Raw genomic sequence first — 24,057 nt, forward strand, 5'->3', positions numbered from 1 at the left:
CAATGCTCCAGATCAACAACCTCCACGCGATGGTCGGCGGTACGGAGATCCTGAAGGGTCTCACGCTTTCCCTCAACCCGGGCGAAATCCATGCGATCATGGGGCCGAACGGCGCGGGCAAGTCGACGCTGTCCTATGTGCTTGGCGGGCGCCCCGGGTATGAGGTGACGGACGGTTCGGTCACCTTCAATGGCGCGGACCTTCTCGACATGCCTCCGCATGAACGGGCGGCGGCTGGGCTGTTTCTCGGCTTTCAATATCCTGTCGAGATTCCCGGCGTGTCCAATGTGCAGTTCCTGCGCGAGGCCCTGAATGCCCAGCGCAAGGCGCGCGGCGAAGAGCCGCTTTCCGGCGGGGAGTTTCTGAAACTTGCCCGGGCGCAAGCGGATGCGATGGGCATGGACATGGATATGCTCAAGCGGCCAGTGAATGTCGGGTTTTCGGGGGGCGAGAAGAAGCGCAACGAAATGGTGCAGATGGGCATCCTTGATCCGAGCCTCGCGATCCTTGATGAAACTGACTCCGGTCTCGACATCGATGCACTGCGTGTGGTGGGCGAAGGTATCAACCGGATCATGCGCAAGCCGGACAAGGCCGTACTGCTGATCACCCATTACCAGCGCCTGCTCGATTATGTGAAACCCGATTTCGTCCATGTGCTGGCGGATGGCAGGATTGTGCGCAGCGGCGGCGCAGAGCTTGCGCATGAGCTGGAATGCGAGGGATACAGGGAGCTGGCGGCGTGAGCGCAATGCTCCTTCCAACCCGAAAGGATGAGGCTTGGCGTTATGCCGATCTCGACGCACTTGCCCGCGTCTGGCCGGTGGCGGCTCCCGAACAGATCATTGTTGCTGCGGGGCAGGCCGAAACGCGGTACCTGATTCAGTCGGCTGCCGATGGTGCGGTTGCGATTCACCAGCTTGCAATCACGCTAGAAGCGGGCTCGCGGCTCGATTTTCATGTGCTCAATGTCGGCGGTGCCTATGGCCGCGTCTCGCTCGACGTGACACTGAAGGACGGCGCGCATTTCGAACTGGGTGGGGTCATCCTCGGGACGGGCGAACAGGTTCTGGAAATCGTCACGACCGTCACCCACGCTGAACCCAATGCGACCAGCAACCAGGTGGTGCGCTCGGTGTTGGGCGGGCATGCGACCGGCTCTTATCTCGGCAAGGTCGCAGTCGCTCGCGACGCGCAAAAGACGGACGCCTCCCAGTCGGTGAAGGCGATGCTGCTCGACCGCACTGCTACGGCAAACGCAAAGCCCGAACTCGAAATCTATGCAGACGATGTGAAGTGTGCCCACGGTGCGACGGTCGGCGAACTCGACAAGGCCGCGCTGTTCTACCTCGCCTCCCGGGGCCTGCCGCCTGCCGAGGCCAAGCAATTGCTGCTGCAGGCCTTTGTTGCCGGAGTGTTCGAGGGGGCGGAAGCGCAAGAAGCTTTGACCAGTGCCGCGCTCGTCAAACTGGGTGCGATGGTATGACGCTAGCGACCCTCGTGCGCGCGCTGGATTTCCGTGCCGACTTTCCTGGCATCGGCGACTGGCATTATCTCGACACGGCAGCCACGGCGCAAAAGCCGCAGGCAGTGATCGATGCCACCGTGCGTGCAATGGGTGCGGACTATGCGACGGTCCATCGTGGCGTCTACCGGCGCTCGGCAGACATGACGCTTGCCTATGAAGCCGCGCGGCGTCGCGTCGCGTCCTTCATCGGGGCGCAGTCGCAAGATGAAATCGTCTTTGTGCGCGGGGCAACCGAGGGGATCAATCTTGTTGCCCAGAGCTGGGGGCAAGGATTGACGGCGGGTGATCGCATTCTGCTTTCGGTGCTTGAGCATCATTCGAATATCGTGCCCTGGCAGTTGCTGCGCGACAGGACGGGCATAGAGATCGACGTCTGTCCCCTGACGGCTGATGGCCGGATTGACCTCGACGCGGCCGAAGCCATGCTGACGCCCGCGCACAAGCTTGTGGCCTTCGCGCATGTCTCGAACGTGCTGGGTTCGACGCTCGATGCGAAGCGGGCAGCAAAGCTTGCGCATGCCGTGAGGGCAAAGCTTCTGCTCGACGGGTGTCAGGCTGTCCCGCGCATGGCGGTCGACGTGCGGGCGCTTGATTGCGACTTCTACGTTTTCTCGTCCCATAAGCTCTACGGTCCGACCGGCATCGGCGTGCTTTGGGCGCGCGCAGACCTTCTGGAGACAATGCCGCCCTGGCAGGGCGGGGGGGCGATGATCGACCGCGTGACGTTCGAACACACAAGCTACGCGCCGCCTCCGCAGCGCTTCGAAGCGGGAACCCCCGCAATCATAGAGGCTATCGGGCTCCATGCCGCGATCGATTATGTCGAGGCCATAGGGCTCGCGGCGATCCATGCGCATGAGATCGACCTTGTCCGCCAGACGCGCGAGGCCCTGCGGTCAATCAATTCCGTCACGCTGTTCGGCCCCGACGATGCTTCAGGAATTGTATCCTTTGCGATCGAGGGGGTTCATCCGCACGATATCGGCACCATATTGGATGAAGAGGGTGTTGCCATCCGCGCCGGGCATCATTGTGCGCAGCCATTGATGCAGCATCTTGGCGTCCCGGCAACAGCGCGGGCCAGTTTCGGGATTTACAGTAATGAAAACGATGTTGCGGCATTGGTCCGCGGGATCGATCGAGTGCAGAGGATCTTTGGCGCATGACTGACGGTATCAGGACCGAAGAAGTGACGAGCGTTGAAACGCCGCCAAGGGCGCGCGTTGACGATGCAGAAACGGCGACCGAAAGGCTCGACCGCAAGAAGGATTATCTGGAAGGCTTCCTCAATCAGAAGCCCGAAACGGTTCCGGCGGGAGAGGCTGGCGGCGACCTGCATGATGCTGTGGTCGCAGCGCTCAAGGAAATTTACGATCCCGAGATACCAGTCAACATCTACGACCTTGGCCTGATCTACAATGTGGAAATCAACGACGGCCATGCGCTGGTGACGATGACGCTGACGACCCCGCATTGTCCGGTTGCCGAATCGATGCCCGGCGAAGTCGAACTGCGGGTCGGTTCCGTGCCCGGGATCGGCGATGCCGAAGTCAATCTTGTCTGGGATCCGCCATGGTCACCTGCGGCGATGACGGATGAAGCCCGTCTGGAGTTGGGAATGCTATGAGCACGACCGTGAAAACGCGCCCTGCGGCGCTGACCCTGACACCTGCTGCCGAAGCCCGGATTGCGGCGCTGATGGCCAAGGCGCCTGAAGGGGCAATTGGCGTCAAGCTCTCGACTCCGCGTCGCGGATGCTCGGGCCTCGCCTATTCGGTGGACTATGTCAGCGAGGCTGCGGCCTTCGACGAACGGATCGAGACGCCGGGCGGCCTGTTCTTCGTTGATGGCGCGTCCGTGCTTTACCTGATCGGCTCGACGATGGACTGGCAGGAAGACGATTTTACTGCCGGTTTCGTCTTCAACAATCCAAATGCAAAGGGCGCCTGTGGCTGCGGCGAAAGCTTTACAGTCTAAAGCCCGAAGCTGAACCGGATCGCTGCGCCGAGATCATCGGGGTTCTTCGCGAAATTCCCAGGCTGACGCCGCATGAAGGTGTTGGCCGAAATCCATCCACCCCAAAGCGGCCGGGCATAGGCAATTTCAAAATCCCGTTCGCGTCCGGTGGGGGCGAGGTTCAATCGCATCGGAGAAAATCCGGCGGTTTCGGTCTTGTAGTCATAACGGGTCGGCAGCGTCAGGTCGAAACCCCCGCGCGAAACACGCAATGGTTGCGCAACACGCATGGACAGGCGGTCGTCTCTCCTGAAAAGGCCAGCGCGTGCGGCATCGAACGACCAGGCGCTGGTGCGCAGGTGATCGGTATCTGGCCGGAGCCCGCCTGCGGCAAGCCGTGTCCAGCCTTGCCGCCAGGCGGCTGTCACTGTCCACGACCGGGATGGCACCCACCGCCCCTCGAGATCGGCAAACCAGCTCCGTGCGCCGCCATTGCCAAACGCGCCATCAAAACGGGCCCCCAAAATTGTCTCGCGTTCGACCAGGTTGGTTGCCCGGGCCGAAAGCCTCAGGGGGCCGAATGCCTTCGTTGCACCAAGGCTCAGCACGCCATAGCCATGTTCACGATAGCCGCGCCGCATTTCGGAAAACAGGCCATTCTCCCAGAGCCTGACCTCTCCGGTCTCGGCGCTTGCGGTGAACCCCACGCCGCCAATTTCTTGCCGCATCGCCAGGCCGGACTTTGGTCGCGTGTCAAATCCGAAACTGTCGAGAGCCGAGCCACCGACAAGGAAATCCCCACTGCCCCGCGCATCAAGCTGGCTGGCGAGCGCCAGGCCACTGCGCGAAATGCCCAGTGCAACGGCCGTATTGCGCCCCAGGCGCCGCACGACCGATCCTGCGAGGGCGCGCGCATGATGGTCTTCATTTGCCGACAGGAGCAGCCGATCAACAGACGATTCTCCCGCGCCTGCAGTGACGGAAAGAGCAATGGCCGTCGATCCGCCCGCAACCGCAAGACTGCGCGTGCCAATGCCAAGTGCGGGCGCGAGCCGGGGCTGCAGTGGTGCGCGCGTCAGCCCGACCGAAAGGTCTGCCAGATAGGCCCTGCGATAGCTGTCGAGTACGACAGTCGACAGGCCATGCTGGCCGCCGTCGCCCATTGGGGCTGACGTCATGCCGGTCGTTGCGGGCAAGGCAATCTGCGAACCTGCAAGTGTCAGCGGACCCTGCGGGCCAAATGCCTTTGACAGGTCAAGTGCGCCATTGCCGAACACGGGATCAACGCCCGTAGCGCCGATGTCGACAGCAGACCGGAACAGCAGGTCGACAATCTGTGCGCCGGTCAGGTTGGGGAAAGCCTGGGCAAGCAACGCGACTGCGCCAGAAACAATCGGCGCGGAAAAGGACGTGCCGCTCCAGAGGAAACTTGTGCCGGTTTGATCGATAGCGCGGACGTGTTCCCCCAAAGCGCCGAGATAATGTGTTGCTCCGCTGCCGGCCTTGTTGGAAAAACTTGCGAGTGCGGCATTGCTCGCGTCGAGTGCGCCCGCGATGATGATCAGGTTGCGCGCAAGGGGATCATTGGCGATCTGGGCAAAGGGGTCGGGGTCGGCGCTGGCGTCGTTTCCGGCGGAAAACACGATAATGATGCCGGCAGCGGTCGCGCGGCCGAGCGCTGACCGTAGCGTCGAATTTGGCGGCGATCCGCCAAGTGAAATGTTGATGACGCGCGCATTGTTGGCAACGGCCAGATCGACGCCACGCGCGATCGCATTGTCATCATGCGAGCAACCCTTGCTGGGATCGGCCGTTGCACAACTTCCCGGTGTGTCAGTGCGCGCGACAAGCAACGTAGCATCAAAGGCGACGCCATGAATGCCGCTGTCATTCTTTGCGCCGAGCAGGACGTCCGACACAGCTGTGCCATGGCCGCCTTCATCGCCAATACCTCTTGAACCGGCAAGGTCGGCCGAAGCGGGGTCGATGCGGCCGGAGAATTCGGCATTGAACTGAGCGACGCCGGAATCGATCACGGCAACCTTTACCCCGGCACCGGTGGCCCCGGCGTTGTAGCCCGTAATGGCCTTGGCCTGAACCGCACCGTTCGATCGGCGATATTCCGCAGTATCAAAACTGGCGCTCGGTGGCGGCGGCGGTGGTGGTGGAGGAGGTGGGGGCGGCGGCGATACGGGCGGAGGTGTCGGGGTCGAATTGACGCCGCCTGTAGTTCCCCCGCCGCAGGCGCTGAGTGCCGCCAGCGAAGTCAGGGCGCATCCGGCACGGAACGCTGTGCGTTTCCAGGACTTGTACATATGTTCCCCCCATAACAATGAAGGCTTAACCGATCATTGCGCATGCGCCAAGGCAGGGCAGTGCGTGTGGCGGCCGATATCGCTATTCAGGTTCCTGTTCGATTTGCTAGCAGTGACGTGGGCCGCTAGAGGCGCGATCATGCCGCCGGTACTTGGTTCAATTGAGAACTGGATCTTCGATCTGGACAACACGCTCTATCCTGCGCGGGTGGACCTGTTTGCGCTGATTGATGAGAAGATGGGTCAATATATCCAGAGGCTTCTCGACGTAGACAGCGAGGAGGCCCGCCGTGTGCAGAAGCGCTATTTTGTCGATCATGGAACGACTCTCGCGGGACTTATGGCACATGAAGGCGTCGACCCGCACGATTTCCTCAACTTCGTGCACGATATCGACATGGGCCGACTTGCGCCCGATCCAGCGCTCAACGCGGCGCTGGCAAAGCTTCCCGGACGCAAGCTCGTCTTCACCAACGGCGATGCCGACTATGCCGGGCGGGTGTTGGCCGGCCTTGGCCTGGCGGACGCGTTTGACGGCCTGTTCGACATTCACGGAGCCCGTTATCGGCCAAAGCCGCATCCCGATGCTTATGAGGACATGTGCAGCGCGCTGGATGTCGAGCCGCGGCGGGCGCTGTTCGTCGAGGATATGGCCCGCAATCTTAAGCCGGCCAAGGCGATCGGCATGAAAACGGTCTGGGTCAACAATGGTTCCGAACATGGAAGTGCCGAGGCGAGCCCGGATTTCATTGATTTTGAAACACACGATCTCAGCCACTGGCTGACCGAATTGATGGAGAATGCCGGACAATGACTGGACAGTTGGAAGCGGTGATCAATGCTGCGTGGGACGCACGCGAAACGGTGGGCACGGGAACCAAAGGAGAGGTGCGCGATGCTGTCAATGCAGCGATTGCGCTGCTCGACGGCGGCGAACGGCGTGTCGCGGAGAAGGTCGATGGCGTCTGGACTGTCAATCAATGGCTCAAGAAGGCAGTGCTTCTGTCATTCCGGCTGAACGACAATGTCATCACGCCCGGGCCTGGCGGCGCGAACTGGTTCGACAAGGTTCCGAGCAAATTTGCCGATTGGGGCGAAAACCGTTTCCGCGACGCAGGCTTTCGGGCTGTGCCCGGATCGATCGTGCGCGCGGGGGCCCATATCGGTCGAAACGTCGTCCTGATGCCCAGCTTCGTGAACATCGGTGCGAGCGTCGGCGATGGATCGATGGTCGATGCCTGGGCAACCGTCGGGAGTTGCGCGCAGATCGGGAAGAACGTCCATCTTTCGGGTGGCGTCGGCATCGGCGGGGTGCTCGAGCCCCTTCAGGCAGGGCCTGTCATCATAGAAGACAATTGCTTCATCGGCGCGCGATCCGAAGTGGTCGAAGGAGTCATTGTTGAAGAAGGCGCGGTGCTGGGCATGGGCGTCTTCATTTCGTCGACCAGCAAGATTGTCGACCGTGCGACCGGCGAAGTCTTTGTCGGCCGTGTGCCGGCCTATTCCGTTGTTGTGCCTGGAGCGATGCCCGGCAAGCCGCTGCCCGATGGCTCGCCAGGGCCCAGCCTTGGCTGTGCGGTCATCGTCAAGCGCGTAGACGCACAAACGCGCAGCAAGACAGCGATCAACGACTTGCTTCGGGATTAGGCCCGGCGCAGCCCGAGTTTCGGGATTTCGACTTTCGGGCAGTGATTCATGACCACCTTGAGGCCTGCCGCTTCGGCGCGGGCCGCCGCTTCGTGGTTGATCACACCAAGTTGCATCCACACGGCCTTTGCCCCGGCGGCAATTGCCTCATCGACCACGTCTCCCGCCGCTTCGCTATTGCGGAAGATGTCGACCATGTCGATCTGGCCTTTGATATCGGCAAGGCGCGCGGCAACCGTTTCACCGAGCAGTCGCTGTCCTGCCAGGCCGGGGTTCACCGGGATGACGCGGTAGCCCTGGCGCTGGAGGAAGGCCATGACCTCATGGCTGTCGCGTGCCGGATTGGCGGACGCGCCCACAAGTGCGATCGTCTTCGTCTCTTCAAGCAATGCGCGGATATCGGGGCCGGATTCCAGCGGCATCTTATCGTTCCTGGTTGTCGAGCCAGGTGATCAGGCTTTGCGCAATCGCATTGAACGCGGCCGCTGCCGGGCCATCGCCGGCGGCTGGTGGCGTACCTTCGTCAGAGGCGCTGCGAATCGCAATGTCGAGCGGAATGCGCCCGAGGAAGGCATGGCCCATCTGCTTTGCCGCAGCCTCTGCGCCACCATGCCCGAACGGATCGGATATTTCGCCACATTTCGGGCATTGGTAACCCGCCATATTCTCTACGAGCCCGATGATCGGAACCGTGGACTGGTTGAACAGGTCAATGGCCCGTGTCGCATCGATCAGGGCCAGGTCCTGTGGTGTCGAAACGATGATCGCGCCGGCCGGTTTGTGCTTCTGGATCATCGACAACTGGACATCGCCGGTGCCTGGCGGAAGGTCAACGATCAGCAGGTCGCATTGCCCCCAATCGGCATCGATCAGTTGGGCAAGGGCATTGCCTGCCATCGGCCCGCGCCAGGCAACGGCCTGCCCCGGCTTCACCAGATGGCCCATCGACAGCATCGGGACGCCAAATCGCGTCGGCACAGGATCAAGTTTCTGGTCCTTTGCGGTCGGCCGGGCGCCCTCGCTGTCCATCAGGCGCGGTTGGGAGGGGCCATAGATATCCGCGTCGATGAGCCCGACCCGGCGTCCAAGACGTGCAAGGGCAACAGCCAGATTGGCCGCCAACGTGGATTTGCCCACACCGCCTTTGCCACTCGCGACCGCAATGAGCCTGCGACCCACTTTCTCTTGCGTCATCGCTACGCGGATTTCAGTCACTTCCGGCAACGTCTCGATTGCGGCGTGGATGGCTTTGTCGAGTGCGTCGCGTTCGGCTGCCGCAAGGCCAGTGACGTCAAGGATGAGGCTGGCCTTTCCGTCGCTGATGCGTGGCGCAGAGGCGCGTCCGCTGGAAACAAGACCGCCGCCGCCGCGCGGATCGGCAATGGTGTCGAGAAGGGCGATAAGTGTGTTGGTTTCAAGCATGGAGCCGCTTTAAGCAGAGATTCTTCGCTCGCCACTGTTTTTCGCCTTCGTCGCTCCCTATAATGACTTTCATGGACATAGTTTCGGCATTGCGGGCGCGTGCGGGCGCCCTTTTCAATGAGGGTGGCCCGTGGGGCGGGCGCGGCAAGGGCGGCGGCGGCGATTCGGGTGGCGGCGGCCCGCGCAATCCCTGGAACCAGCCCCCCGGAGGCGGGAAGCCGCGCGGACCGCGCGGCGCCTCGGCACTTGACCAGCTTTTGGAACAATTGCGTGGGCTCTTTGGAGGAGGCGGCCCGTTGCCGGGTGGCGGCAATGGCGCGTCAATTATCCGTTTTGGCCTTATCGCGCTGGTCGTTATTTGGTTCCTCTTCACAAGCTTTCACCGGATCGAACCTCAGCAGGAAGGCGTGGTCACGCGTTTTGGCAAATATGCCGGCAAGCTTGAGCCCGGCATCGGCATGACTTTGCCGGCGCCGATCGATCGTGTGGAAAAGGTCAACATCCGCGGGATCAAGTCGATCGACATTCCGGACGGCGCTGGCCAGAACCTGATCCTGACCGGTGACCAGAATGTCATCGACCTGGCCTACCAGGTGCGCTGGAGCGTGCGGCAGCCCGAGAACTTCCTGTTCGAACTCGCCCAGCCTGAAGCAACGATCCGCGAAGTCGCTGAAAGTGCCATGCGCGAAGTCATGAGCACCGTCACGCTCAACGACGCATTTGGTCCGCGCCGCAGCCAGATCGAAACGCGGGTGGCACAGCGCATGCAGGTGCTGCTGAACGACTACAAGGCTGGCATCACGATTCGCGGTGTTGCGATCAAGCAGGCTGATCCGCCGGCACAGGTCAATGACGCGTTCAAGCTCGTCACGGTCAAGCAGCAGGAAAAGCAGGCGAATATCAACAATGCCAACACCTATGCGCAGCAGGTCATAGCGCGCGCTGAAGGTGAAGCTGCGTCGTTCGACAAGGTCTATGCCCAGTACAAGCTGGCGCCGGGCGTCACGCGCAAGCGCATGTATTATGAAACCATGGAAGCGGTGCTTTCCAACACCGACAAGACAATTGTCGAGCCTGGGAGCATCGCCCCCTATCTGCCGCTGGGGAACGGACGGCCGCGCGTTACGGTTGAGGAGGCCGGGCGATGAGCTACGACAATCCAACCGCGCTGGGCCGCTTTCTGGCCAACCCGCTTGCCCTTCTGGTTGCCGCACTTGCCGGCCTGATCCTGCTCATCAGCACGGTCTCGATCGTGCCTGAAACGAAACAGGGCGTTGTGCTTCGGCTGAGCAAGATCGACCGCGTCGTCAACGGGTACAAGGAAGGCCAGGCCTTTGGCAGCACGGGTGCCGGCCTTGTCGCCAAGATCCCGTTCATCGAAGACATTGTCTGGATCGACAAACGCATTCTCGACGTGGACATGGATCCCCAACAGGTGCTGTCGACCGATCAGCTTCGCCTGAACGTCGATGCCTATGCGCGCTACCGGATTGTCGATCCGGTGCGGATGTACAGTGCGGCGAGGACGGTCGAGAACGTCTCCGATGCGCTTCGCCCGATCCTGGGGTCGGCGCTGCGCAACGAGCTCGGCAAACGCAAGTTTGCGGAGTTGCTGAGCCCGGAGCGGGACCGTGTGATGGACAATATCCAGGCCGGACTTGAGCGCGTTGCGCAGCAATATGGCGCGGAAATCGTCGATGTGCGGATCAAGCGGGCAGACCTGCCCGAAGGTACGCCGCTCGATTCCGCCTATGAACGGATGCGGACCGCCCGAACCCAGGAAGCGCTGACGATTGAAGCTGATGGCTTCCGCCAGGCGCAGATCATCCGCGCAGAGGCCGACGCAAAATCGGCGCAGATCTATGCGGCCGCCTTTGGCAAGGATCCGGAATTCTACGATTTCTACCGGGCGATGCAGTCCTATCGGCAGACATTCGGGGTGAATGGTAAGACCAACGGGTCAACCAACATCATCCTTTCACCCGGGAATGACTATCTCAGCGAGTTCCGCGGGGGGAAGTGAGCGCCAGGACATGTTCAATTCCGGTTAAGCCTGAATCTTGCATGTTGATGAACGGGAAAAAGGGGATGGCTCATTTTTTCAATCAGGAGGTTTGAATCCGTGCGTTACGCCTATGCAATAACATCCGCCCTTCTTCTTGGCGGCACTGCCGCTACCCTGGCTCTCCAGACGCCCGGTGGTGCGCAGACCGCCCAGAATGAACCCGGCAGCATGATGGCTGCAAATGCGCCGCGTGCAGGCGCCCCCATGAGCTTTGCCGATCTGGCAGCGCGTCTCCAGCCCGCTGTGGTCAATATTTCGACGACGCAGCGCGTGCAGGTCAATAGCAATCCGTTTGCGGGCACGCCCTTTGGCGACCTGTTCGGCGGCGGCGACGCCAATGGTGGCCGACCCGTAACGCGTGAGGCGCAGTCACTCGGCTCGGGCTTCATCATTTCGCCTGACGGCTATATCGTGACGAACAACCATGTCATTTCCGGCGGCGAAGGCCCCGGGGCGGCGGCGGTTGCCTCGATCAAGGTCATCATGCCTGATCGCACCGAGTATGACGCGAAGCTGATCGGCCGCGATCCGACGTCGGACCTCGCCGTGCTCAAGATCAACGCCACCAACCTGCCCTTTGTACGATTTGGCGATTCGACAAAGACACGCGTGGGTGACTGGGTCGTTGCCATCGGTAATCCCTTCGGCCTTGGCGGAACCGTTACGGCAGGGATTGTCTCGGCCTTGCACCGCGTGACGGGACAAGGCGGCGCCTATGACCGCTACATCCAGACCGATGCCTCGATCAACCAGGGCAATTCCGGGGGACCCATGTTCGACATCAACGGCAATGTGATCGGCATCAACACGATGATCTTTTCGCCAACCGGCGGAAATATCGGCATTGGCTTTGCCATCCCCGCTGAACAGGCCTTTCCGATCGTCGAAAAGCTGAAAGGCGGCGGCAAGATTGCCCGCGGCTATCTTGGCGTCGGCATCCAGCCGCTCGATGAAGGGATCGCCGATTCGCTTGGCATCGAGAAGAATCATGGCGAATTGATTGCGCGCGTCGAACCCGGGCAGGCAGCCGACAAGGCTGGCATCAAGCAAGGCGATGTCGTGGTGAAGGTCAATGGCCGCGAAGTGACTCCCGACCAGACCCTGTCCTATCTGGTTGCCAATCAGGCCGTCGGTTCGCGCGTGCCGATCGAAGTGATCCGTGACGGACGCCGCCAGACGGTCACGGCCGTGATTGGAGAGCGGCCGTCGGAAGAAAAGCTCGCCAGCCTTGGCGCGGGCGGCGATCCCGGGCTTGATCCGGAGGATGAAAAGTCCAGCCAAACGGCCACGCGCGCGTCGCTTGGCCTCGCGCTGCAGACCCTGACGCCGGATATTTCACGCCAGCTCGGCCTGAACACCAATGTGAAGGGCGTCGTGATCGGTGCAGTCGATCCCTCAAGCGATGCAGCGACAAAAGGGCTTCAGCGCGGTGATGTGATCATTTCGGTCAATTACAAGCCAGCCAATACGCCCGCCGACGTTGCGGCAGCTGCAAATGCCGCCAAGTTGGCCGGACGCTCGAATGTGCTGCTGTTTGTGCAGCGCGGACAGAACCCTGCCCGCTATCTTGCAATAAAGCTCAAGCAGGGCTGATCTTAACACTGATTCCCGCTTTGCTGTTGTGCTTGCGCTCGGCTATGCCGCTGCGCTCAAGCACAACAGCCGGGAAGCCTGCTCCTTCATGCGAAATCCGATGCGGTTACTGGGGCAAAGGCGATTCCTGCCCCTGTTCGTCACGCAGTTCCTGGGTGCCTTCAACGACAATCTGTTCAAGACGGCCATGGTCGTCCTGGTTATCTACCAGATTTACAGCGACCCGACCAAGGAGGCCGATTTCGCGGCCTTGGCCAGCGGACTCTTCATCCTGCCCTTTTTTCTTTTTTCAGCCCTGTCCGGCCAACTTGCCGATGGACGTGACAAGGCGCCCCTGATCCGCATCATCAAGTCGGCGGAAATTGGCATCATGGTGTTCGGTGCCGCCGGACTGATGCTCCATACCCTGCATCAGGGCCTGTCCATCGTGCTCATGCTGATGGCGCTGTTTGCCATGGGGGTGCACTCGACCTTTTTCGGCCCCATCAAATACGCAATCCTGCCCCAGCACCTCGGTGACGACGATGTCCTTGGAGGCACGGGACTAGTAGAAGCAGGAACCTATATCGCGATCCTGCTCGGCACGATCATCGGGGGGATCATTCCCTATCAATGGGCCGCTGCCGGCGTCCTTTTGACAGCAATTGCCGGTAGAATTGCGGGGCAGAAGGTGCCCCCGGCGCCGCCACAGGACGATGCCCCGCCTTTCACGTTCGACTGGCACATCATCCGCGCGTCGCACCGCCTTGTCAGTGCGACGATGCATATCCCCAGGCTCTATCTCGCCATTGTCGCCATCAGCTTCTTCTGGTCGATCGGCGCAGTGCTGGCCGCGCTGTTTCCCCCGCTTGTCAAGAATGCGCTTGGCGCGGACCAGACCGTGGCAACGATGTTCATGGCGATTTTCTCGATTGGCATTGCCATTGGCTCGGTTGCAGTCAACCGCTTGCTGAAGGGGCGCGTGTCGGCGCGCTATTCACCGGCATCAGCGATCGCGATGGGCGGGTTTGTCGCCATTTTGTGGTGGGCCGTAAGAACCTGGCCCGAAACACCCGATCATCTGATGGGCATTGCGGAATTCATTTCCTGGAAACAGGCGGACCTGGTTCTGGTCGCGCTCCTTGGCATTGCCATTGCGGGCGGCATGTTCGTGGTGCCGCTCTACGCCTTCTTGACGACCACTGTGCCGCAAGCCGAGACCGCGCGCACGGTTGCCGCCAATAACATTGTCAATTCGGGGGCAATGGTGATCTCTTCACTCTTGCTGATGGTGCTGAATGCCATGCATGTGACCATTGCAGACATGGTCCTGACCGTCGCCATAGGCAGCCTGATCGCAGCCTGGATCGCCCAGAAGCTGCATCTGGCCTGCGACTAGGCTTCAACCTTTTCCACCCATTCGGGGAAGAACACAGGTTCCCGCGTGGACCAGCCGGGCGCGGTCGCCGCAGCTTCGCTGATCGATTGCAACAGCGCGCGACGCCTCTGGGGGTGGAGGTGGGGCAGAGATGCCGCTGCGCAAAAGGCTGCCGGGAACCACGGTCTTGCCGCTGCACCGATCAACCGCTCGTAAAGAAAGCGATAGGCACCAAAGGTGGAAATCCGGTCCTGGCCAAGATCGAACGCCGATATGCGGATCAACAGGCCCAGAAAGCCCTCAATCTGGCTCAGTCCGCTATCCTCCGGGATGGCCTGACGCAGTCCGGGAAGAAATTCATAGGTCTTGGTCTGGGCCCGGATACTGGCGGCCTCGACAACATCTCGCGACCAGAGAGCAAGCGCATCGCTGCGACAATAGGCGACGTCGAGCGAGCGGCGGATATAGCGTTGTGCCGCCGCGTCAAAGCTCGCGAACTCCTTGATCTCGGCAAGCGTGAGGCTGCCGTCGGCGGGTTTCATGCTGGTTGCCATGCGCAAAACTCCAATTCCCTGTGCGCGCATGATCGCCGAAGTTGGTTATCAAGCCGTTAATCAGGCCGATCAATCGACAAGCCAGAGCCAGATTTCGACAAAGGGGGTGCGCAAGGGGGTGCACAATTCGGCGATCGCGCTATGGTAAAGGTGATGAACGAAAGTCGCGAACTACCGGAAAGCCGCCCGCTCGACAGTCGGGCAGTGCTGTTCTCGATCCTCGGATTCTGGCTGTTTTACGTCATCATCGTAACCTTGCGGGCGATGATCATGGACTTTCCAGCTCAGGGCGAAATGGCTCTGCGGCGTGGTTTCGTGACAGGTGTCGGGATTTTCATCACAATCGGTCTGTGGCTGATCCTGCGACTCCTGGACCGCAAGCCATTCTGGACCCGCGTCGTTGCAGTCAGCCTGATGTCAGTCCCCTGTGCTGTCGCGATCTCGGCAGTGAATTACTATTTCTTCAACGTCTATGATCCGGCGGGCCTCATGGATATCGAGCGCGCCTTTCCGGACAAGGATCATCCGGTGATCATGGAAATCGCGGAAGTCGCGATTTCGCGGTATTTCTTCCTGATCGCCTGGGCCTCGCTCTATCTTGCGCTCGGGTTTTCGCAGGATGTGCGCGAAGCGGAGCGCCGCACGGCGCGCTTTGCCCGGGCAGCGCAGTCAGCAGAACTGCGGGCGCTCAGATATCAGGTCAACCCGCACTTCCTCTTCAATACACTGAATTCGCTCTCTGCCCTTGTGATGCGCGGGCGCCGTGACGAGGCGGAAACCATGATCATGAATCTGTCGACCTTCTATCGCACCAGCCTTTCAGGCGAACCGAGCGAAGACGTCGAGCTCGCCGAAGAGATCGAACTGCAGAAGCTTTACCTCGATATCGAAGCCGTCCGCTTTCCGGAACGGCTGCAGGTGAAGATCGACTTGCCGCCAGATCTTGCCAGTGCCGCGGTTCCCGGGCTCATCCTCCAGCCCCTGGTGGAAAACGCGATCAAACACGGCGTGTCACAAACCAATCGACCGGTGCTGATTGAAATCAGTGCAGCGCAAGCGGACGGGCAATTGATCCTGACTGTTTCCGACGATGGTCCCGGCCCCACAAAAGGCATGCAGCCCGATGATGGCCCGCGCGGTATAGGGTTGGCCAACGTCCGCGACCGACTGGCCGCGCGCTTTGGTGATCGGGCCAGCATCGTGCATGGGCCGAATGCCGATGGCGGTTATCGTGTGTGCCTGACCCTGCCTCTGGTGCGCCATGCCGGATAATGCTCCTCTCCGCACCCTGATTGTCGATGATGAGCCGCTGGCAATCGAGCGCATGCAAATCCTGTGCGCCGAGCAAGAGGGGATAACCCTGGTTGGCACTGCGGCGGATGGGGCTGCGGCCCTGCGCATGATCGAGAGCCTTGGTCCCGATCTTGTGCTTCTTGATATTGCCATGCCCGAACTTGACGGCATGGCTGTTGCAAAGACGCTTGGCCGTCAATCTGGCAGCTCTTCCCCGGCAATCATCTTTGTGACTGCTTTTGACAGCTTTGCGATTGAAGCCTTTGACCTGGCCGCTGTCGATTATCTCCTGAAGCCGGTATCGGCAGATCGGTTACGGCGTGCTGTCGATCGCGTCGCCGAACGCCGGCGCATTCCTTCCGCAGAAGCCACAGCGCCAGAGCCCGTTGATGAATTCTGGGTGCCGCACCGCTCCGAACTGGTCCGCATCGCTGCGAATGATATTGAGCGCATCGATGCCGAGCGCGATTATATGCGCCTCCATCTTGGACAGCGGAGCTACCTTCTCCACCAGACGATCGGCGCCCTTGAGGCCCGGCTCGATCCGACGCGATTCATCCGGCTTCACAGGTCGGTGATTGTCCGCAAGGACCGGATTGCCCGGCTTGGGCATGACAAGGCCGGTGCCTGGCACGCGGAGCTTGTGGATGGCGATCAGGTCCGGATTGGCAGGACCTATCTCGCCCATGTGAAGGCCATGGCCGGCCGCTAGACAGGTTAATCACATTCACCTGCTATTCAGGTAAGATATAACATCACATGAGCAACTATAGGGGAGAGTGCTCATGCTTGTCCGTATCAGCCGTTCGCGTCCTGCCTGCCTGATCCCGCTCATCGCACTTGTCATCGGACCCGCAACGCCACTGGCGTCTCGGACGCCTCCAGGCGCGCGGGCCGCTTCGCCTGATGGACCCGTGCGATGCAATCGGGGTGAACAGGATGGTTATGCATTGGCCATTGGTCGGACGGTTCGCAAGGCGCCCGTCTTTTCGAGCCTGCCCGCCCCACCGCCTCCGCCGATGATCAGTCCCATGAGCGCACAGGACATTGCGGTCAGCGCGCAGCGCGCCAACCCGACGGTGCAGAACCTTCCCACAGCAATCGCAACCGTCACCTCGGCGCCGCGGGAAGGCCGCGAGCGCTATGCAGGAAAGGATGTTGCGGGCATTTTCGCCGTTGCACAGCAACCGATGTCGACCTTCTCTGTCGATGTCGATACCGGTTCCTATGCCAATGTCCGGCGCTTCCTCATGCAAGGTCAGACCCCGCCTGCGGCAGCGGTCCGGACTGAAGAGATGCTCAATTACTTCCGCTACGATTATCCGGCGCCGGAAGATCGCAATCGCCCGTTCAGCGTCTCGACCGACATGGCGATCACACCCTGGAACGCCGAGACACGGCTGCTCCGTATCGGCATCAAGGGCTTCGATCTGAAACGGGAACAGCGTCCACCGGCGAACCTCGTCTTCCTCGTCGATGTCTCAGGATCGATGTACGATCAGGACAAGCTGCCGCTGGTGAAGTCCGCACTTTCGTTGCTGGCGGACAGGCTTTCACCCCGGGACAAGGTTTCCATCGTTGTTTATGCAGGAGCGGCCGGGATTGTCCTCGAGCCGACCAGCAATCCGACCTATGTGAAGGCCGCGCTCGATTGCCTTGAAGCGGGTGGCTCAACCGCCGGCGGCCAAGGTATGGAACTCGCTTACGCGACGGCCCGTGCCCATTTCATCAAGGGCGGTGTCAACCGCGTGATCATGGCCACCGATGGCGATTTCAACGTCGGTATTTCGTCCGACGAAGGCATCGAAGCGATCGTGAAGAAGAATCGCGAGAGCGGAATTACGCTCACCACGCTCGGCTTTGGTCAGGGCAATTACAATGAAGCGATGATGGAGCATGTCGCCGATGTCGGGAATGGCAATTATGCCTATATCGACAGTGCGATCGAAGCCCAGAAAGTGCTGGACGAAGAAATGGCGGCCACGCTCTTCACCATCGCCAAGGATGTGAAGATCCAGATCGAGTTCAATCCGACTGTGGTCAAGGAATATCGCCTGATCGGCTATGAAAACCGCGCGCTAGCCGAAGAGGATTTCAACAATGACGCCGTCGATGCCGGCGACATCGGGTCCGGCCATCAGGTGACGGCACTTTATGAAGTTGTACCCGCAAATGCGAAGGGCTGGCTTCCCGGGCGGCATTTCGATGCCAATCGGACACCCCCTGCCGGCCCGATCGCCGGAAGCGACCTTGCCTGGCTCAAGCTTCGGTACAAGCTGCCGGACGGAGATCGCTCGATGCTGATCGAACGTCCGGTCGCTGCGAGCCTGGCGCGTGCAGCGGGCCAGCCGCAGGGCGACATGGCATTCGCCAGTGCGGTTGCGGCATTTGGGCAGAAATTGCGCGGTGATAAGTATCTCGGCACGTTCTCCTATGCCGATATCAGGCGATTGGCCGGGACACAGCAAGGCTATTTGCGCGAGGAATTCCTGAAGCTCACCAGTCTGGCCGACAAGGGTGCAGCCGCTCCGTCAGATTGATCTCCGCTGGACTTGGCGCCCCTGCGCGCTAGTGTCCCGGCACATTTGAAATTGCGTCGGGAGCAACAGCGTTGGACAACAGCTTGATCATTGCGGTTCTGGTCGGGATCGTCGCCATAACATTGCTTTGGGTGCTCTTGCGCAATCGCGGGACAGGTCCAGCTTTGCCCGAAGACAGGAAGGCCGAGATCCCTGCGGCACCGATTGCTACGCACGCAGCAGTTCCGGAACCGGCCGCGGAGCCCGCAGAGCCGATGCCAGCGTCAAAGCCGAAGCCGGAGCCGAAGGCAAAAGCAAAGGCCGTTACGCCCGTTGCCAAGCAAGCACCGGCGAAGAAGCCTGCAGCGAAGAAGGTCGCCAAGCCAAAGGCAGCCCCAGCGGTAACTGTGCCAAAGGCTGCGCCATCAATGACCGAAATCGGAGTTCCCGCTGCGGTCGGCGAGCCGGACAACCTTCTCCTGCTCAAGGGGGTTGGCCCCAAGCTCAATACGCTGCTCATCGGGCTCGGGATCACCCGGTTCGACCAGATTGGCGCATGGACAACCGAAGATGCCGCGAAGGTCGATGCGCATCTTGGCGCTTTCAAAGGCCGGATCGAACGTGATAGCTGGATCGAACAGGCAGGCCTTCTGGCCAGGGGAGAGATCGCTGCGTTTGAAACCAGATTTGGAAAGCTCGACAGCGAAAACTGATTGGCGCCGGCCGAGCTGGCTGGGCGGCGGTCGGGTTGCGCTTGCGGCCCTCCTGTTGGTCGGCTCCGTCGCGGCAGCGCAATCCCTCGATGATGAACGGAGGGCAATGTCGCGCGCCAAGGCGCAATCCGCAGCAGCAGATGCCCGTGCAAACCAGCTCGAGGCAAAGGCTGCTGCTGCGCGCGACCGAGGCGACCAGGCTCTCACGGACTCGGCTGCGCTAGCTTCGCGAATCCAGGCAACCGAAGCGGATATCGCGGTCGGCGAGGCGCGTATCCGTCTCATTGAAAAATTGCGTGCCGACCGGCGCGCGCGGCTTGCGGCCCGCCAGGAACCGGCGGTCCGGCTTCTGGCTGCGCTTCAGACGATGGCGCGACGCCCCCCAGCGCTAGCCTTCGTGCAGCCTGGATCGACACGCGACCTTGTTCATGCTCGTGTGGTGCTGGCGGCGGTCCTGCCCTTGCTTGAACAGCGCACGGCCGGGCTGCGACGCGAAGTCGAAACGGGTCGACGCTTGCGTGCCGATGCAGACCGCGCGGTCGCCGCGCTTGCTGCAAGCCGGCAGAAGCTTGAGGCCCAGCGCACACGCCTGATCCAATTGGCGGCTGCACATCGCCGCGATGCTGATCGCTTTGCGGCAAGTGCCATGTTCGAACAGGATCGGGCGATGGCGATGGGCGAAAAGGCGCGCGATATTGCCGATCTTATGAACCAGCTTGGCGTCGATGCGCAACAGCGCCAGCAGCTTGAGTCGTTGCCGGGGCCCTTGTTGCGACCTGCTCTGCCGGGCACTGCCCGGGCCGCTCCTGTTGAAACCCGTGTCCCGCAGCAAGACCGCCTCGCCTATCGCCTTCCCGTTGTGGGGCGCATTATTGCAGGGCTTGGTGAAGTTTCCGGGACCGGAGTCCGGGCCCGGGGTTTGACGATCGCCACGCGTCCATCGGCGCAGGTCATTGCGCCAAATGATGGCCGTATTGTCTTTGCCGGACCGTATCGCGGCTTCGGCAAGATCGTCATCATCGACCATGGCCAGGGTTGGACAACGCTCCTGACAGGCATGGCTACGCTGGACGTCGCTGTGGGCGATCCAGTTGTCCAGGGAAGCCCGATTGGCCGTGCGGCAACGATTGATCCCAAGATCATAGTGGAATTGCGCCGCGGGGCCCGGCCGATCGATATAGCGCACCTGATGGGATAGCCGAAGCGATCAATATCCGCAGATACAGAAATGGCGGCTGGTGTTGCCACCAGCCGCCACTATGTCGAACCTTGCTCGTCCGGTCTTGCGGCCGTCTTTGCCGATTCTGACATCAACAGGCCTTTCCACAAGGGATCGATCCTGCTGCGGGCTTGCTCCGGCTTGTCGCATTCGCTTCAGGTTGCCCCTCTGCTGTGCGGCCTGCCTTTGCCGACCCTGCCTGTGTCGTTTCCGCTTTCCACCTTGCGGCTTCATGCAGCCCGTTTCACCGGCTTGCCGCTTTGGAAATCTCTTCGGTTGCCCTTGGATCCTTGCCTCAGCGACAGTTGGAAGGTCTCATGAAGCGCTGAGTCGTTCCAGCAAAATCGCGTCCTCCTAAGCTGTGGATAACGAGGATAACGGGGGTGAAATCAGCGGTGTCGTTGCTGGGAGGGTTCAACCGGCCCAATCGACAACGGCGCCATGCGGATGGACGTGCCCAAGAAGGCGAGTCGCGCCATCTGGCCACAGCGTGAGTCGCAATTCCGCGGTCGGCGTGACAGACGCAAATTCATAGCTCAACCAGGCGAGCGGTCGCTCTTCTGTGGCTGCGGCGCCAGCACGCTCCATGGCCGATCCGATCCGCGCCCGGCTTTCAGGAGCAACGTACTGGAGTACGATACTGTGATAGACAATCCGCGTGACGCCCTGCGGTTGCGGCCGAGCCAGCCTGTCCTCGAGCCAATCCGCCGCGTCGGCCCTGGTTATCGGGGGCGGATTGGCCTGTGCCAGCGCGATGGCTGCACTGATCCGTGCGACGCGCGCATCCTGGTCCGGCCACACAAAGGCCATCAGACGCTCGACTACCTCCGGCTTCGAAACGTCGAGCGGGTTCTGGTCGACACCAGCGCGGGAGGCTACTGCGACGGGCGCGAAGACGGGTGGCTTGCCATGCCAGTCCGGCTTGAGCTGCACACCGGAATCGGGATCGCCAGCAGCCGCTCCGCCCAAGACATAGCCAAAGCGGTCAAGATTGAGGTTGAGGCCAGCGCTGGCACCGAGTTCAAGAAGCTCCACATTTGGCCCGAACCTCGCGGCAACTGCCATGATGCCGGGCCAAAGCGCTCCCGCGCGGGCGACTTCGTTGGTCTGCGGCGGGCCATCAAGCCAGGGCAGAAGCCAATCGTCCCATTCGGCAAGCACGCGAGAAACTTGTCCCCGGAAATCACCGCTGCGTGCGTGGTACAGGGCTGACAGCACCGGATCGGCACCCGATCGCGCCAGTGCATTGAGCCCGCCGGTTATGCGCATCATCAGCGCATCTGCCATGGGATTGCCTTGCCAGTCGAGGATAGCCGCACCTGTCCGCGTCTTGTGGTCCATGCGCTCCGCAAGCGCTGCACAGACCTCTCCGGTCAGGGGCGATCCCGAAGCAAGACAGAAGGCTGCCTGCGTCCGGAACGCTTCACGAATCGCGTTTTCGTCAGGGGCCGTCATTTGCCCAAGCTTGCCCTTATTGCGGTGCACAAGTAAAGGCCGCGCCACCATGGCCACGCCCATCATCCTCGCTGTCCCCAAAGGGCGCATCCTCGAAGAGGCGCTGCCCCTGCTTGCGCGTGCGGGAATTGAGCCCGAAGCGGCCTTTGGCGATGAAAGCAGCCGCGCGCTTCGGTTCGAGACCAATCGCCCCGATATCAGCCTGATCCGGGTGCGCGCCTTCGACGTTGCGACCTTTGTTGCCCACGGAGCAGCGCAACTCGGCATCGTCGGATCAGATGTCATTGAAGAATTTGCCTATTCGGAACTCTATGCCCCGGTCGATCTCGATATTGGCCATTGCCGGATTTCGGTTGCGGAGCCTGCGGCGCTTGCTGCCTCCGACGATCCCAGGCGCTGGAGCCATGTCCGCGTTGCCACCAAATATCCGAACCTCACACGGCGCCATTTCGAGGCGCGCGGTGTCCAGGCCGAATGTGTCAAGCTCAATGGTGCCATGGAACTGGCGCCCACGCTTGGTCTGTCCAGCCGCATTGTCGATCTTGTGTCTTCGGGCCGAACCCTCAAGGACAATGGACTGGTGGAAGTCGAAGTCCTTGCGCACGTCTCCGCGAGGCTGATCGTCAACCGGGCCGCGTTCAAGACCAATGCCGAGGTCGGCCGGATTGTCGATGCCTTCCGGAGGGCCGTCGATGATCAGGCTTGATGCAGGGTCTGCCGATTTCGAGGCCCGATTTTCCGCTCTTGTGAATGGCCGGCGCGAGGCTGACCACAATGTCTCGGCAGATGTCGCATCGATTCTGGCCGATGTGCGCGAGAATGGCGATGCAGCGGTCAAGGCATTGACGGCGCGTTTCGACGGGTTCGATCTTGATGCAGTCGGCTGGCAGATTCCGCTCGATACATGCCGCGCTGCGCTTGAGGACCTTGCCCCGGAACTGAGGCAGGCACTGGACCTCGCAGCCTCGCGCATCCGCAGCTATCATGAGGCGCAGCGGCCTCAAGACAGCGATACAACCGATGCTGCCGGCGTCCGCATGGGCGCTCGCTGGCGGGCGGTCGATGCGGCGGGGATTTATGTCCCCGGCGGTCGGGCCGCCTATCCGTCGTCCGTCCTGATGAATGCCATTCCGGCCAAGGTTGCCGGCGTGGAGCGGCTTGTGATGGTCACGCCCTCTCCCGATGGTGATATCAATCCGCTGGTTCTTGCGGCCGCAGCCCTTTCGGGGGTGGATGAAGTGTGGCGGATCGGCGGAGCGCAGGCCGTTGCCGCATTGGCCTATGGCACCAAAAGTATTGCGCCGGTCGATGTGGTGACGGGCCCTGGTAATGCCTGGGTCGCCGAAGCGAAGCGGCAGCTTTATGGCGTGGTGGGGATCGACATGGTTGCCGGTCCGTCCGAAATCCTGGTCGTTGCCGATGCGGGGAATGATCCGGACTGGATTGCCGCCGACCTTTTGAGTCAGGCCGAACATGATCCCACCAGTCAGTCGATCCTCATAACCGATGATTCCGGTTTCGCGGATCGCGTGTCTGCCGCGGTCGAGCGCAAGCTGGGAACCCTTGCAACCCGAGACGTAGCCCGCGAGAGCTGGGAGACTCATGGCGCGATCATCATTGTTCGCGACCTTGACGATTCGCCGCCCTTGGTCGACAGGCTCGCGCCCGAACATCTTGAACTGGCCGTCGCGGATCCGGAGCCCCTGTTTGCCCGGGTACGCCATGCGGGGTCGATTTTTCTCGGTCGCCATACGCCCGAAGCGATCGGCGACTATGTCGGCGGTCCCAACCATGTTCTTCCGACCGGGCGCCGTGCTCGCTTTTCATCAGGATTATCCGTGCTCGACTTCATGAAACGGACCAGTTTTCTTGCCTGTGACGACGCGGCGATCCGCGTGATCGGTCCTGCCGCTGTCGCACTTGCCAAGGCAGAAGGGTTGCCCGCCCATGCAGATTCAGTGTCGGAGCGACTGGCATGAGCCGCGCCCGTGCACGCTCCGCAGCCCGGCTCGCCGCCGTGCAGGCGCTTTATCAGCGTGAAATGGAAAATACGCCACTGGCCCAGCTGCTTCATGAATTTCACTTGCACCGGCTTGGCGCGACGATTGAGGATGCGACATATGCGGATGCAGAAGTCGATTTCTTTGATGACGTGGTGAAGGGCGTCGATGCCCGGCTTCAGGAAATCGACGCAGCGATTGCCGCAAACCTTGGCGAGGGCTGGACAATTGATCGGCTTGACCGCGCGCTCCGCCAGATCCTCCGCGCGGGATCTTATGAATTGCTGGCGCGTCCCGATATTCCGACGGGCAGCGTGATCAGCGAATATCTTGACGTCGCTCACGCCTTTTTCGACCGCAAGGAGAAGAAGTTCGTGAACGGTGTCCTTGATGCCGTTGCGAAAGCTGTTCGGGCCTGACC

At 61.3% G+C, this 24,057-nt stretch carries 24 protein-coding genes; 19 read left to right on the top strand and 5 right to left on the bottom strand.

What is annotated here, in order from left to right; translation table 11 throughout:
• The first annotated feature begins 2 nt into the window (after positions 1-2).
• From sufC to K0O24_RS04415, 5 genes are read left to right on the top strand one after another with little or no spacing between them, the layout of a single operon-like run.
• Positions 3-746 carry a Fe-S cluster assembly ATPase SufC gene (gene sufC, locus K0O24_RS04395; protein ID WP_219894620.1) on the top strand — a complete coding sequence of 248 codons (744 nt, stop codon included), beginning with the start codon at positions 3-5 and terminating at the stop codon, positions 744-746.
• Positions 743-1,486 carry a SufD family Fe-S cluster assembly protein gene (locus K0O24_RS04400; protein ID WP_219894621.1) on the top strand — a complete coding sequence of 248 codons (744 nt, stop codon included), beginning with the start codon at positions 743-745 and terminating at the stop codon, positions 1,484-1,486. Before sufC ends, K0O24_RS04400 begins: the two co-directional genes overlap by 4 nt.
• Positions 1,483-2,694: a cysteine desulfurase gene (locus K0O24_RS04405; protein WP_219894622.1), complete on the top strand. Its 1,212-nt coding sequence runs from the start codon at positions 1,483-1,485 to the stop codon at positions 2,692-2,694. The genes K0O24_RS04400 and K0O24_RS04405 overlap by 4 nt, the downstream gene beginning before the upstream one ends.
• Positions 2,691-3,155, top strand: coding sequence for an SUF system Fe-S cluster assembly protein (locus tag K0O24_RS04410; RefSeq protein ID WP_219894623.1), 465 nt, complete (start codon positions 2,691-2,693; stop codon positions 3,153-3,155). Before K0O24_RS04405 ends, K0O24_RS04410 begins: the two co-directional genes overlap by 4 nt.
• Complete coding sequence (locus K0O24_RS04415) at positions 3,152-3,505, top strand: HesB/IscA family protein (RefSeq protein ID WP_219894624.1); 354 nt, start codon at positions 3,152-3,154, stop codon at positions 3,503-3,505. The genes K0O24_RS04410 and K0O24_RS04415 overlap by 4 nt, the downstream gene beginning before the upstream one ends.
• On the opposite strand, the gene K0O24_RS04420 is transcribed toward K0O24_RS04415, so the two are convergent.
• Complete coding sequence (locus K0O24_RS04420) at positions 3,502-5,799, bottom strand: S8 family peptidase (protein ID WP_219894625.1); 2,298 nt, start codon at positions 5,797-5,799, stop codon at positions 3,502-3,504. The genes K0O24_RS04415 and K0O24_RS04420 overlap by 4 nt on opposite strands.
• Positions 5,800-5,938: 139 nt before the next feature.
• On the opposite strand from K0O24_RS04420, the gene K0O24_RS04425 reads away from it, so the two are divergent.
• Both K0O24_RS04425 and dapD read left to right on the top strand, forming a co-directional pair.
• Entirely contained in the window at positions 5,939-6,613 is a 675-nt protein-coding gene (locus tag K0O24_RS04425; RefSeq protein WP_219894626.1) for a pyrimidine 5'-nucleotidase, read from the top strand.
• Positions 6,610-7,446 (top strand): 2,3,4,5-tetrahydropyridine-2,6-dicarboxylate N-succinyltransferase, encoded by an 837-nt coding sequence (gene dapD, locus K0O24_RS04430; protein WP_219894627.1) that lies wholly within the window; start codon positions 6,610-6,612, stop codon positions 7,444-7,446. Before K0O24_RS04425 ends, dapD begins: the two co-directional genes overlap by 4 nt.
• On the opposite strand, the gene K0O24_RS04435 is transcribed toward dapD, so the two are convergent.
• Together K0O24_RS04435 and K0O24_RS04440 are read right to left on the bottom strand one after the other, a co-directional pair.
• Complete coding sequence (locus K0O24_RS04435) at positions 7,443-7,868, bottom strand: CoA-binding protein (protein WP_219894628.1); 426 nt, start codon at positions 7,866-7,868, stop codon at positions 7,443-7,445. The genes dapD and K0O24_RS04435 overlap by 4 nt on opposite strands.
• Position 7,869: 1 nt before the next feature.
• Positions 7,870-8,868, bottom strand: coding sequence for an Mrp/NBP35 family ATP-binding protein (locus K0O24_RS04440; protein WP_219894629.1), 999 nt, complete (start codon positions 8,866-8,868; stop codon positions 7,870-7,872).
• A 62-nt stretch (positions 8,869-8,930) separates the two neighbouring features.
• On the opposite strand from K0O24_RS04440, the gene hflK reads away from it, so the two are divergent.
• From hflK to K0O24_RS04460, 4 genes are all read left to right on the top strand, one after another.
• Positions 8,931-10,016, top strand: a complete 1,086-nt coding sequence (gene hflK / locus K0O24_RS04445; RefSeq protein ID WP_219894630.1) for a protease modulator HflK — start codon at positions 8,931-8,933, stop codon at positions 10,014-10,016.
• Complete coding sequence (gene hflC, locus K0O24_RS04450) at positions 10,013-10,891, top strand: protease modulator HflC (RefSeq protein WP_219894631.1); 879 nt, start codon at positions 10,013-10,015, stop codon at positions 10,889-10,891. Before hflK ends, hflC begins: the two co-directional genes overlap by 4 nt.
• A 99-nt stretch (positions 10,892-10,990) precedes the next feature.
• Positions 10,991-12,526: a Do family serine endopeptidase gene (locus tag K0O24_RS04455; protein WP_219894632.1), complete on the top strand. Its 1,536-nt coding sequence runs from the start codon at positions 10,991-10,993 to the stop codon at positions 12,524-12,526.
• A gap of 88 nt (positions 12,527-12,614) precedes the next feature.
• Entirely contained in the window at positions 12,615-13,904 is a 1,290-nt protein-coding gene (locus tag K0O24_RS04460; protein WP_219895467.1) for an MFS transporter, read from the top strand.
• On the opposite strand, the gene K0O24_RS04465 is transcribed toward K0O24_RS04460, so the two are convergent.
• The gene (locus K0O24_RS04465; protein ID WP_219894633.1) at positions 13,901-14,437 is read right to left on the bottom strand and encodes a hypothetical protein; all 537 of its coding nucleotides are present in this window, start codon (positions 14,435-14,437) and stop codon (positions 13,901-13,903) included. The two genes, K0O24_RS04460 and K0O24_RS04465, sit on opposite strands and share 4 nt — an antisense overlap.
• Positions 14,438-14,590: 153 nt before the next feature.
• Here K0O24_RS04465 and K0O24_RS04470 point away from each other — a divergent pair, with 153 nt between their 5' ends.
• The 5 genes from K0O24_RS04470 (at position 14,591) to K0O24_RS04490 (ending at position 20,160) form a co-directional block, all read left to right on the top strand.
• A complete protein-coding gene (locus tag K0O24_RS04470) occupies positions 14,591-15,709 on the top strand; it encodes a sensor histidine kinase (protein WP_219894634.1) in 1,119 nt (372 codons plus the stop codon).
• On the top strand, positions 15,699-16,442 hold the full coding sequence (locus K0O24_RS04475; RefSeq protein WP_219894635.1) for a LytR/AlgR family response regulator transcription factor: 744 nt from the start codon (positions 15,699-15,701) through the stop codon (positions 16,440-16,442). The genes K0O24_RS04470 and K0O24_RS04475 overlap by 11 nt, the downstream gene beginning before the upstream one ends.
• Positions 16,443-16,515: 73 nt before the next feature.
• The gene (locus tag K0O24_RS04480; RefSeq protein WP_246611124.1) at positions 16,516-18,270 is read left to right on the top strand and encodes a vWA domain-containing protein; all 1,755 of its coding nucleotides are present in this window, start codon (positions 16,516-16,518) and stop codon (positions 18,268-18,270) included.
• Positions 18,271-18,341: 71 nt separating this feature from the next.
• Positions 18,342-18,962 (top strand): hypothetical protein, encoded by a 621-nt coding sequence (locus tag K0O24_RS04485; RefSeq protein WP_219894636.1) that lies wholly within the window; start codon positions 18,342-18,344, stop codon positions 18,960-18,962.
• Positions 18,937-20,160 (top strand): murein hydrolase activator EnvC family protein, encoded by a 1,224-nt coding sequence (locus K0O24_RS04490; RefSeq protein ID WP_219895697.1) that lies wholly within the window; start codon positions 18,937-18,939, stop codon positions 20,158-20,160. The genes K0O24_RS04485 and K0O24_RS04490 overlap by 26 nt, the downstream gene beginning before the upstream one ends.
• Positions 20,161-20,595: 435 nt before the next feature.
• Here the strand turns inward: K0O24_RS04490 and K0O24_RS04495 are convergent, their stop codons facing one another.
• On the bottom strand, positions 20,596-21,702 hold the full coding sequence (locus K0O24_RS04495; protein ID WP_219894637.1) for a DUF2332 domain-containing protein: 1,107 nt from the start codon (positions 21,700-21,702) through the stop codon (positions 20,596-20,598).
• On the opposite strand from K0O24_RS04495, the gene hisG reads away from it, so the two are divergent.
• The 3 genes from hisG to nusB are packed head-to-tail and all read left to right on the top strand — an operon-like array spanning position 21,686 to position 24,055.
• Positions 21,686-22,342 carry an ATP phosphoribosyltransferase gene (gene hisG / locus K0O24_RS04500; protein WP_219894638.1) on the top strand — a complete coding sequence of 219 codons (657 nt, stop codon included), beginning with the start codon at positions 21,686-21,688 and terminating at the stop codon, positions 22,340-22,342. The genes K0O24_RS04495 and hisG overlap by 17 nt on opposite strands.
• On the top strand, positions 22,329-23,615 hold the full coding sequence (hisD, locus tag K0O24_RS04505; protein ID WP_219894639.1) for a histidinol dehydrogenase: 1,287 nt from the start codon (positions 22,329-22,331) through the stop codon (positions 23,613-23,615). Before hisG ends, hisD begins: the two co-directional genes overlap by 14 nt.
• Positions 23,612-24,055, top strand: a complete 444-nt coding sequence (gene nusB / locus K0O24_RS04510) for a transcription antitermination factor NusB (protein ID WP_219894640.1) — start codon at positions 23,612-23,614, stop codon at positions 24,053-24,055. Before hisD ends, nusB begins: the two co-directional genes overlap by 4 nt.
• Positions 24,056-24,057 lie beyond the last annotated feature (2 nt).

The sequence above is a fragment of the Aquisediminimonas profunda genome, from assembly GCF_019443285.1.
Classification (GTDB): Bacteria; Pseudomonadota; Alphaproteobacteria; order Sphingomonadales; family Sphingomonadaceae; genus Aquisediminimonas; species Aquisediminimonas profunda.

Excerpts from the sequence above, each read along its gene's own strand:
- sufC (WP_219894620.1), top strand. The coding sequence starts at position 3 with ATGCTCCAGATCAACAACCTCCACGCGATGGTCGGCGGTACGGAGATC.
- K0O24_RS04405 (WP_219894622.1), top strand. The coding sequence starts at position 1,483 with ATGACGCTAGCGACCCTCGTGCGCGCGCTGGATTTCCGTGCCGACTTT.
- K0O24_RS04410 (WP_219894623.1), top strand. The coding sequence starts at position 2,691 with ATGACTGACGGTATCAGGACCGAAGAAGTGACGAGCGTTGAAACGCCG.
- K0O24_RS04415 (WP_219894624.1), top strand. The coding sequence starts at position 3,152 with ATGAGCACGACCGTGAAAACGCGCCCTGCGGCGCTGACCCTGACACCT.
- K0O24_RS04420 (WP_219894625.1), bottom strand. The coding sequence starts at position 5,799 with ATGTACAAGTCCTGGAAACGCACAGCGTTCCGTGCCGGATGCGCCCTG.
- K0O24_RS04425 (WP_219894626.1), top strand. The coding sequence starts at position 5,939 with ATGCCGCCGGTACTTGGTTCAATTGAGAACTGGATCTTCGATCTGGAC.
- dapD (WP_219894627.1), top strand. The coding sequence starts at position 6,610 with ATGACTGGACAGTTGGAAGCGGTGATCAATGCTGCGTGGGACGCACGC.
- K0O24_RS04435 (WP_219894628.1), bottom strand. The coding sequence starts at position 7,868 with ATGCCGCTGGAATCCGGCCCCGATATCCGCGCATTGCTTGAAGAGACG.
- K0O24_RS04440 (WP_219894629.1), bottom strand. The coding sequence starts at position 8,868 with ATGCTTGAAACCAACACACTTATCGCCCTTCTCGACACCATTGCCGAT.
- hflK (WP_219894630.1), top strand. The coding sequence starts at position 8,931 with ATGACTTTCATGGACATAGTTTCGGCATTGCGGGCGCGTGCGGGCGCC.
- hflC (WP_219894631.1), top strand. The coding sequence starts at position 10,013 with ATGAGCTACGACAATCCAACCGCGCTGGGCCGCTTTCTGGCCAACCCG.
- K0O24_RS04460 (WP_219895467.1), top strand. The coding sequence starts at position 12,615 with ATGCGAAATCCGATGCGGTTACTGGGGCAAAGGCGATTCCTGCCCCTG.
- K0O24_RS04465 (WP_219894633.1), bottom strand. The coding sequence starts at position 14,437 with ATGGCAACCAGCATGAAACCCGCCGACGGCAGCCTCACGCTTGCCGAG.
- K0O24_RS04470 (WP_219894634.1), top strand. The coding sequence starts at position 14,591 with ATGAACGAAAGTCGCGAACTACCGGAAAGCCGCCCGCTCGACAGTCGG.
- K0O24_RS04475 (WP_219894635.1), top strand. The coding sequence starts at position 15,699 with ATGCCGGATAATGCTCCTCTCCGCACCCTGATTGTCGATGATGAGCCG.
- K0O24_RS04480 (WP_246611124.1), top strand. The coding sequence starts at position 16,516 with ATGCTTGTCCGTATCAGCCGTTCGCGTCCTGCCTGCCTGATCCCGCTC.
- hisG (WP_219894638.1), top strand. The coding sequence starts at position 21,686 with ATGGCCACGCCCATCATCCTCGCTGTCCCCAAAGGGCGCATCCTCGAA.
- K0O24_RS04495 (WP_219894637.1), bottom strand. The coding sequence starts at position 21,702 with ATGATGGGCGTGGCCATGGTGGCGCGGCCTTTACTTGTGCACCGCAAT.
- hisD (WP_219894639.1), top strand. The coding sequence starts at position 22,329 with ATGATCAGGCTTGATGCAGGGTCTGCCGATTTCGAGGCCCGATTTTCC.
- nusB (WP_219894640.1), top strand. The coding sequence starts at position 23,612 with ATGAGCCGCGCCCGTGCACGCTCCGCAGCCCGGCTCGCCGCCGTGCAG.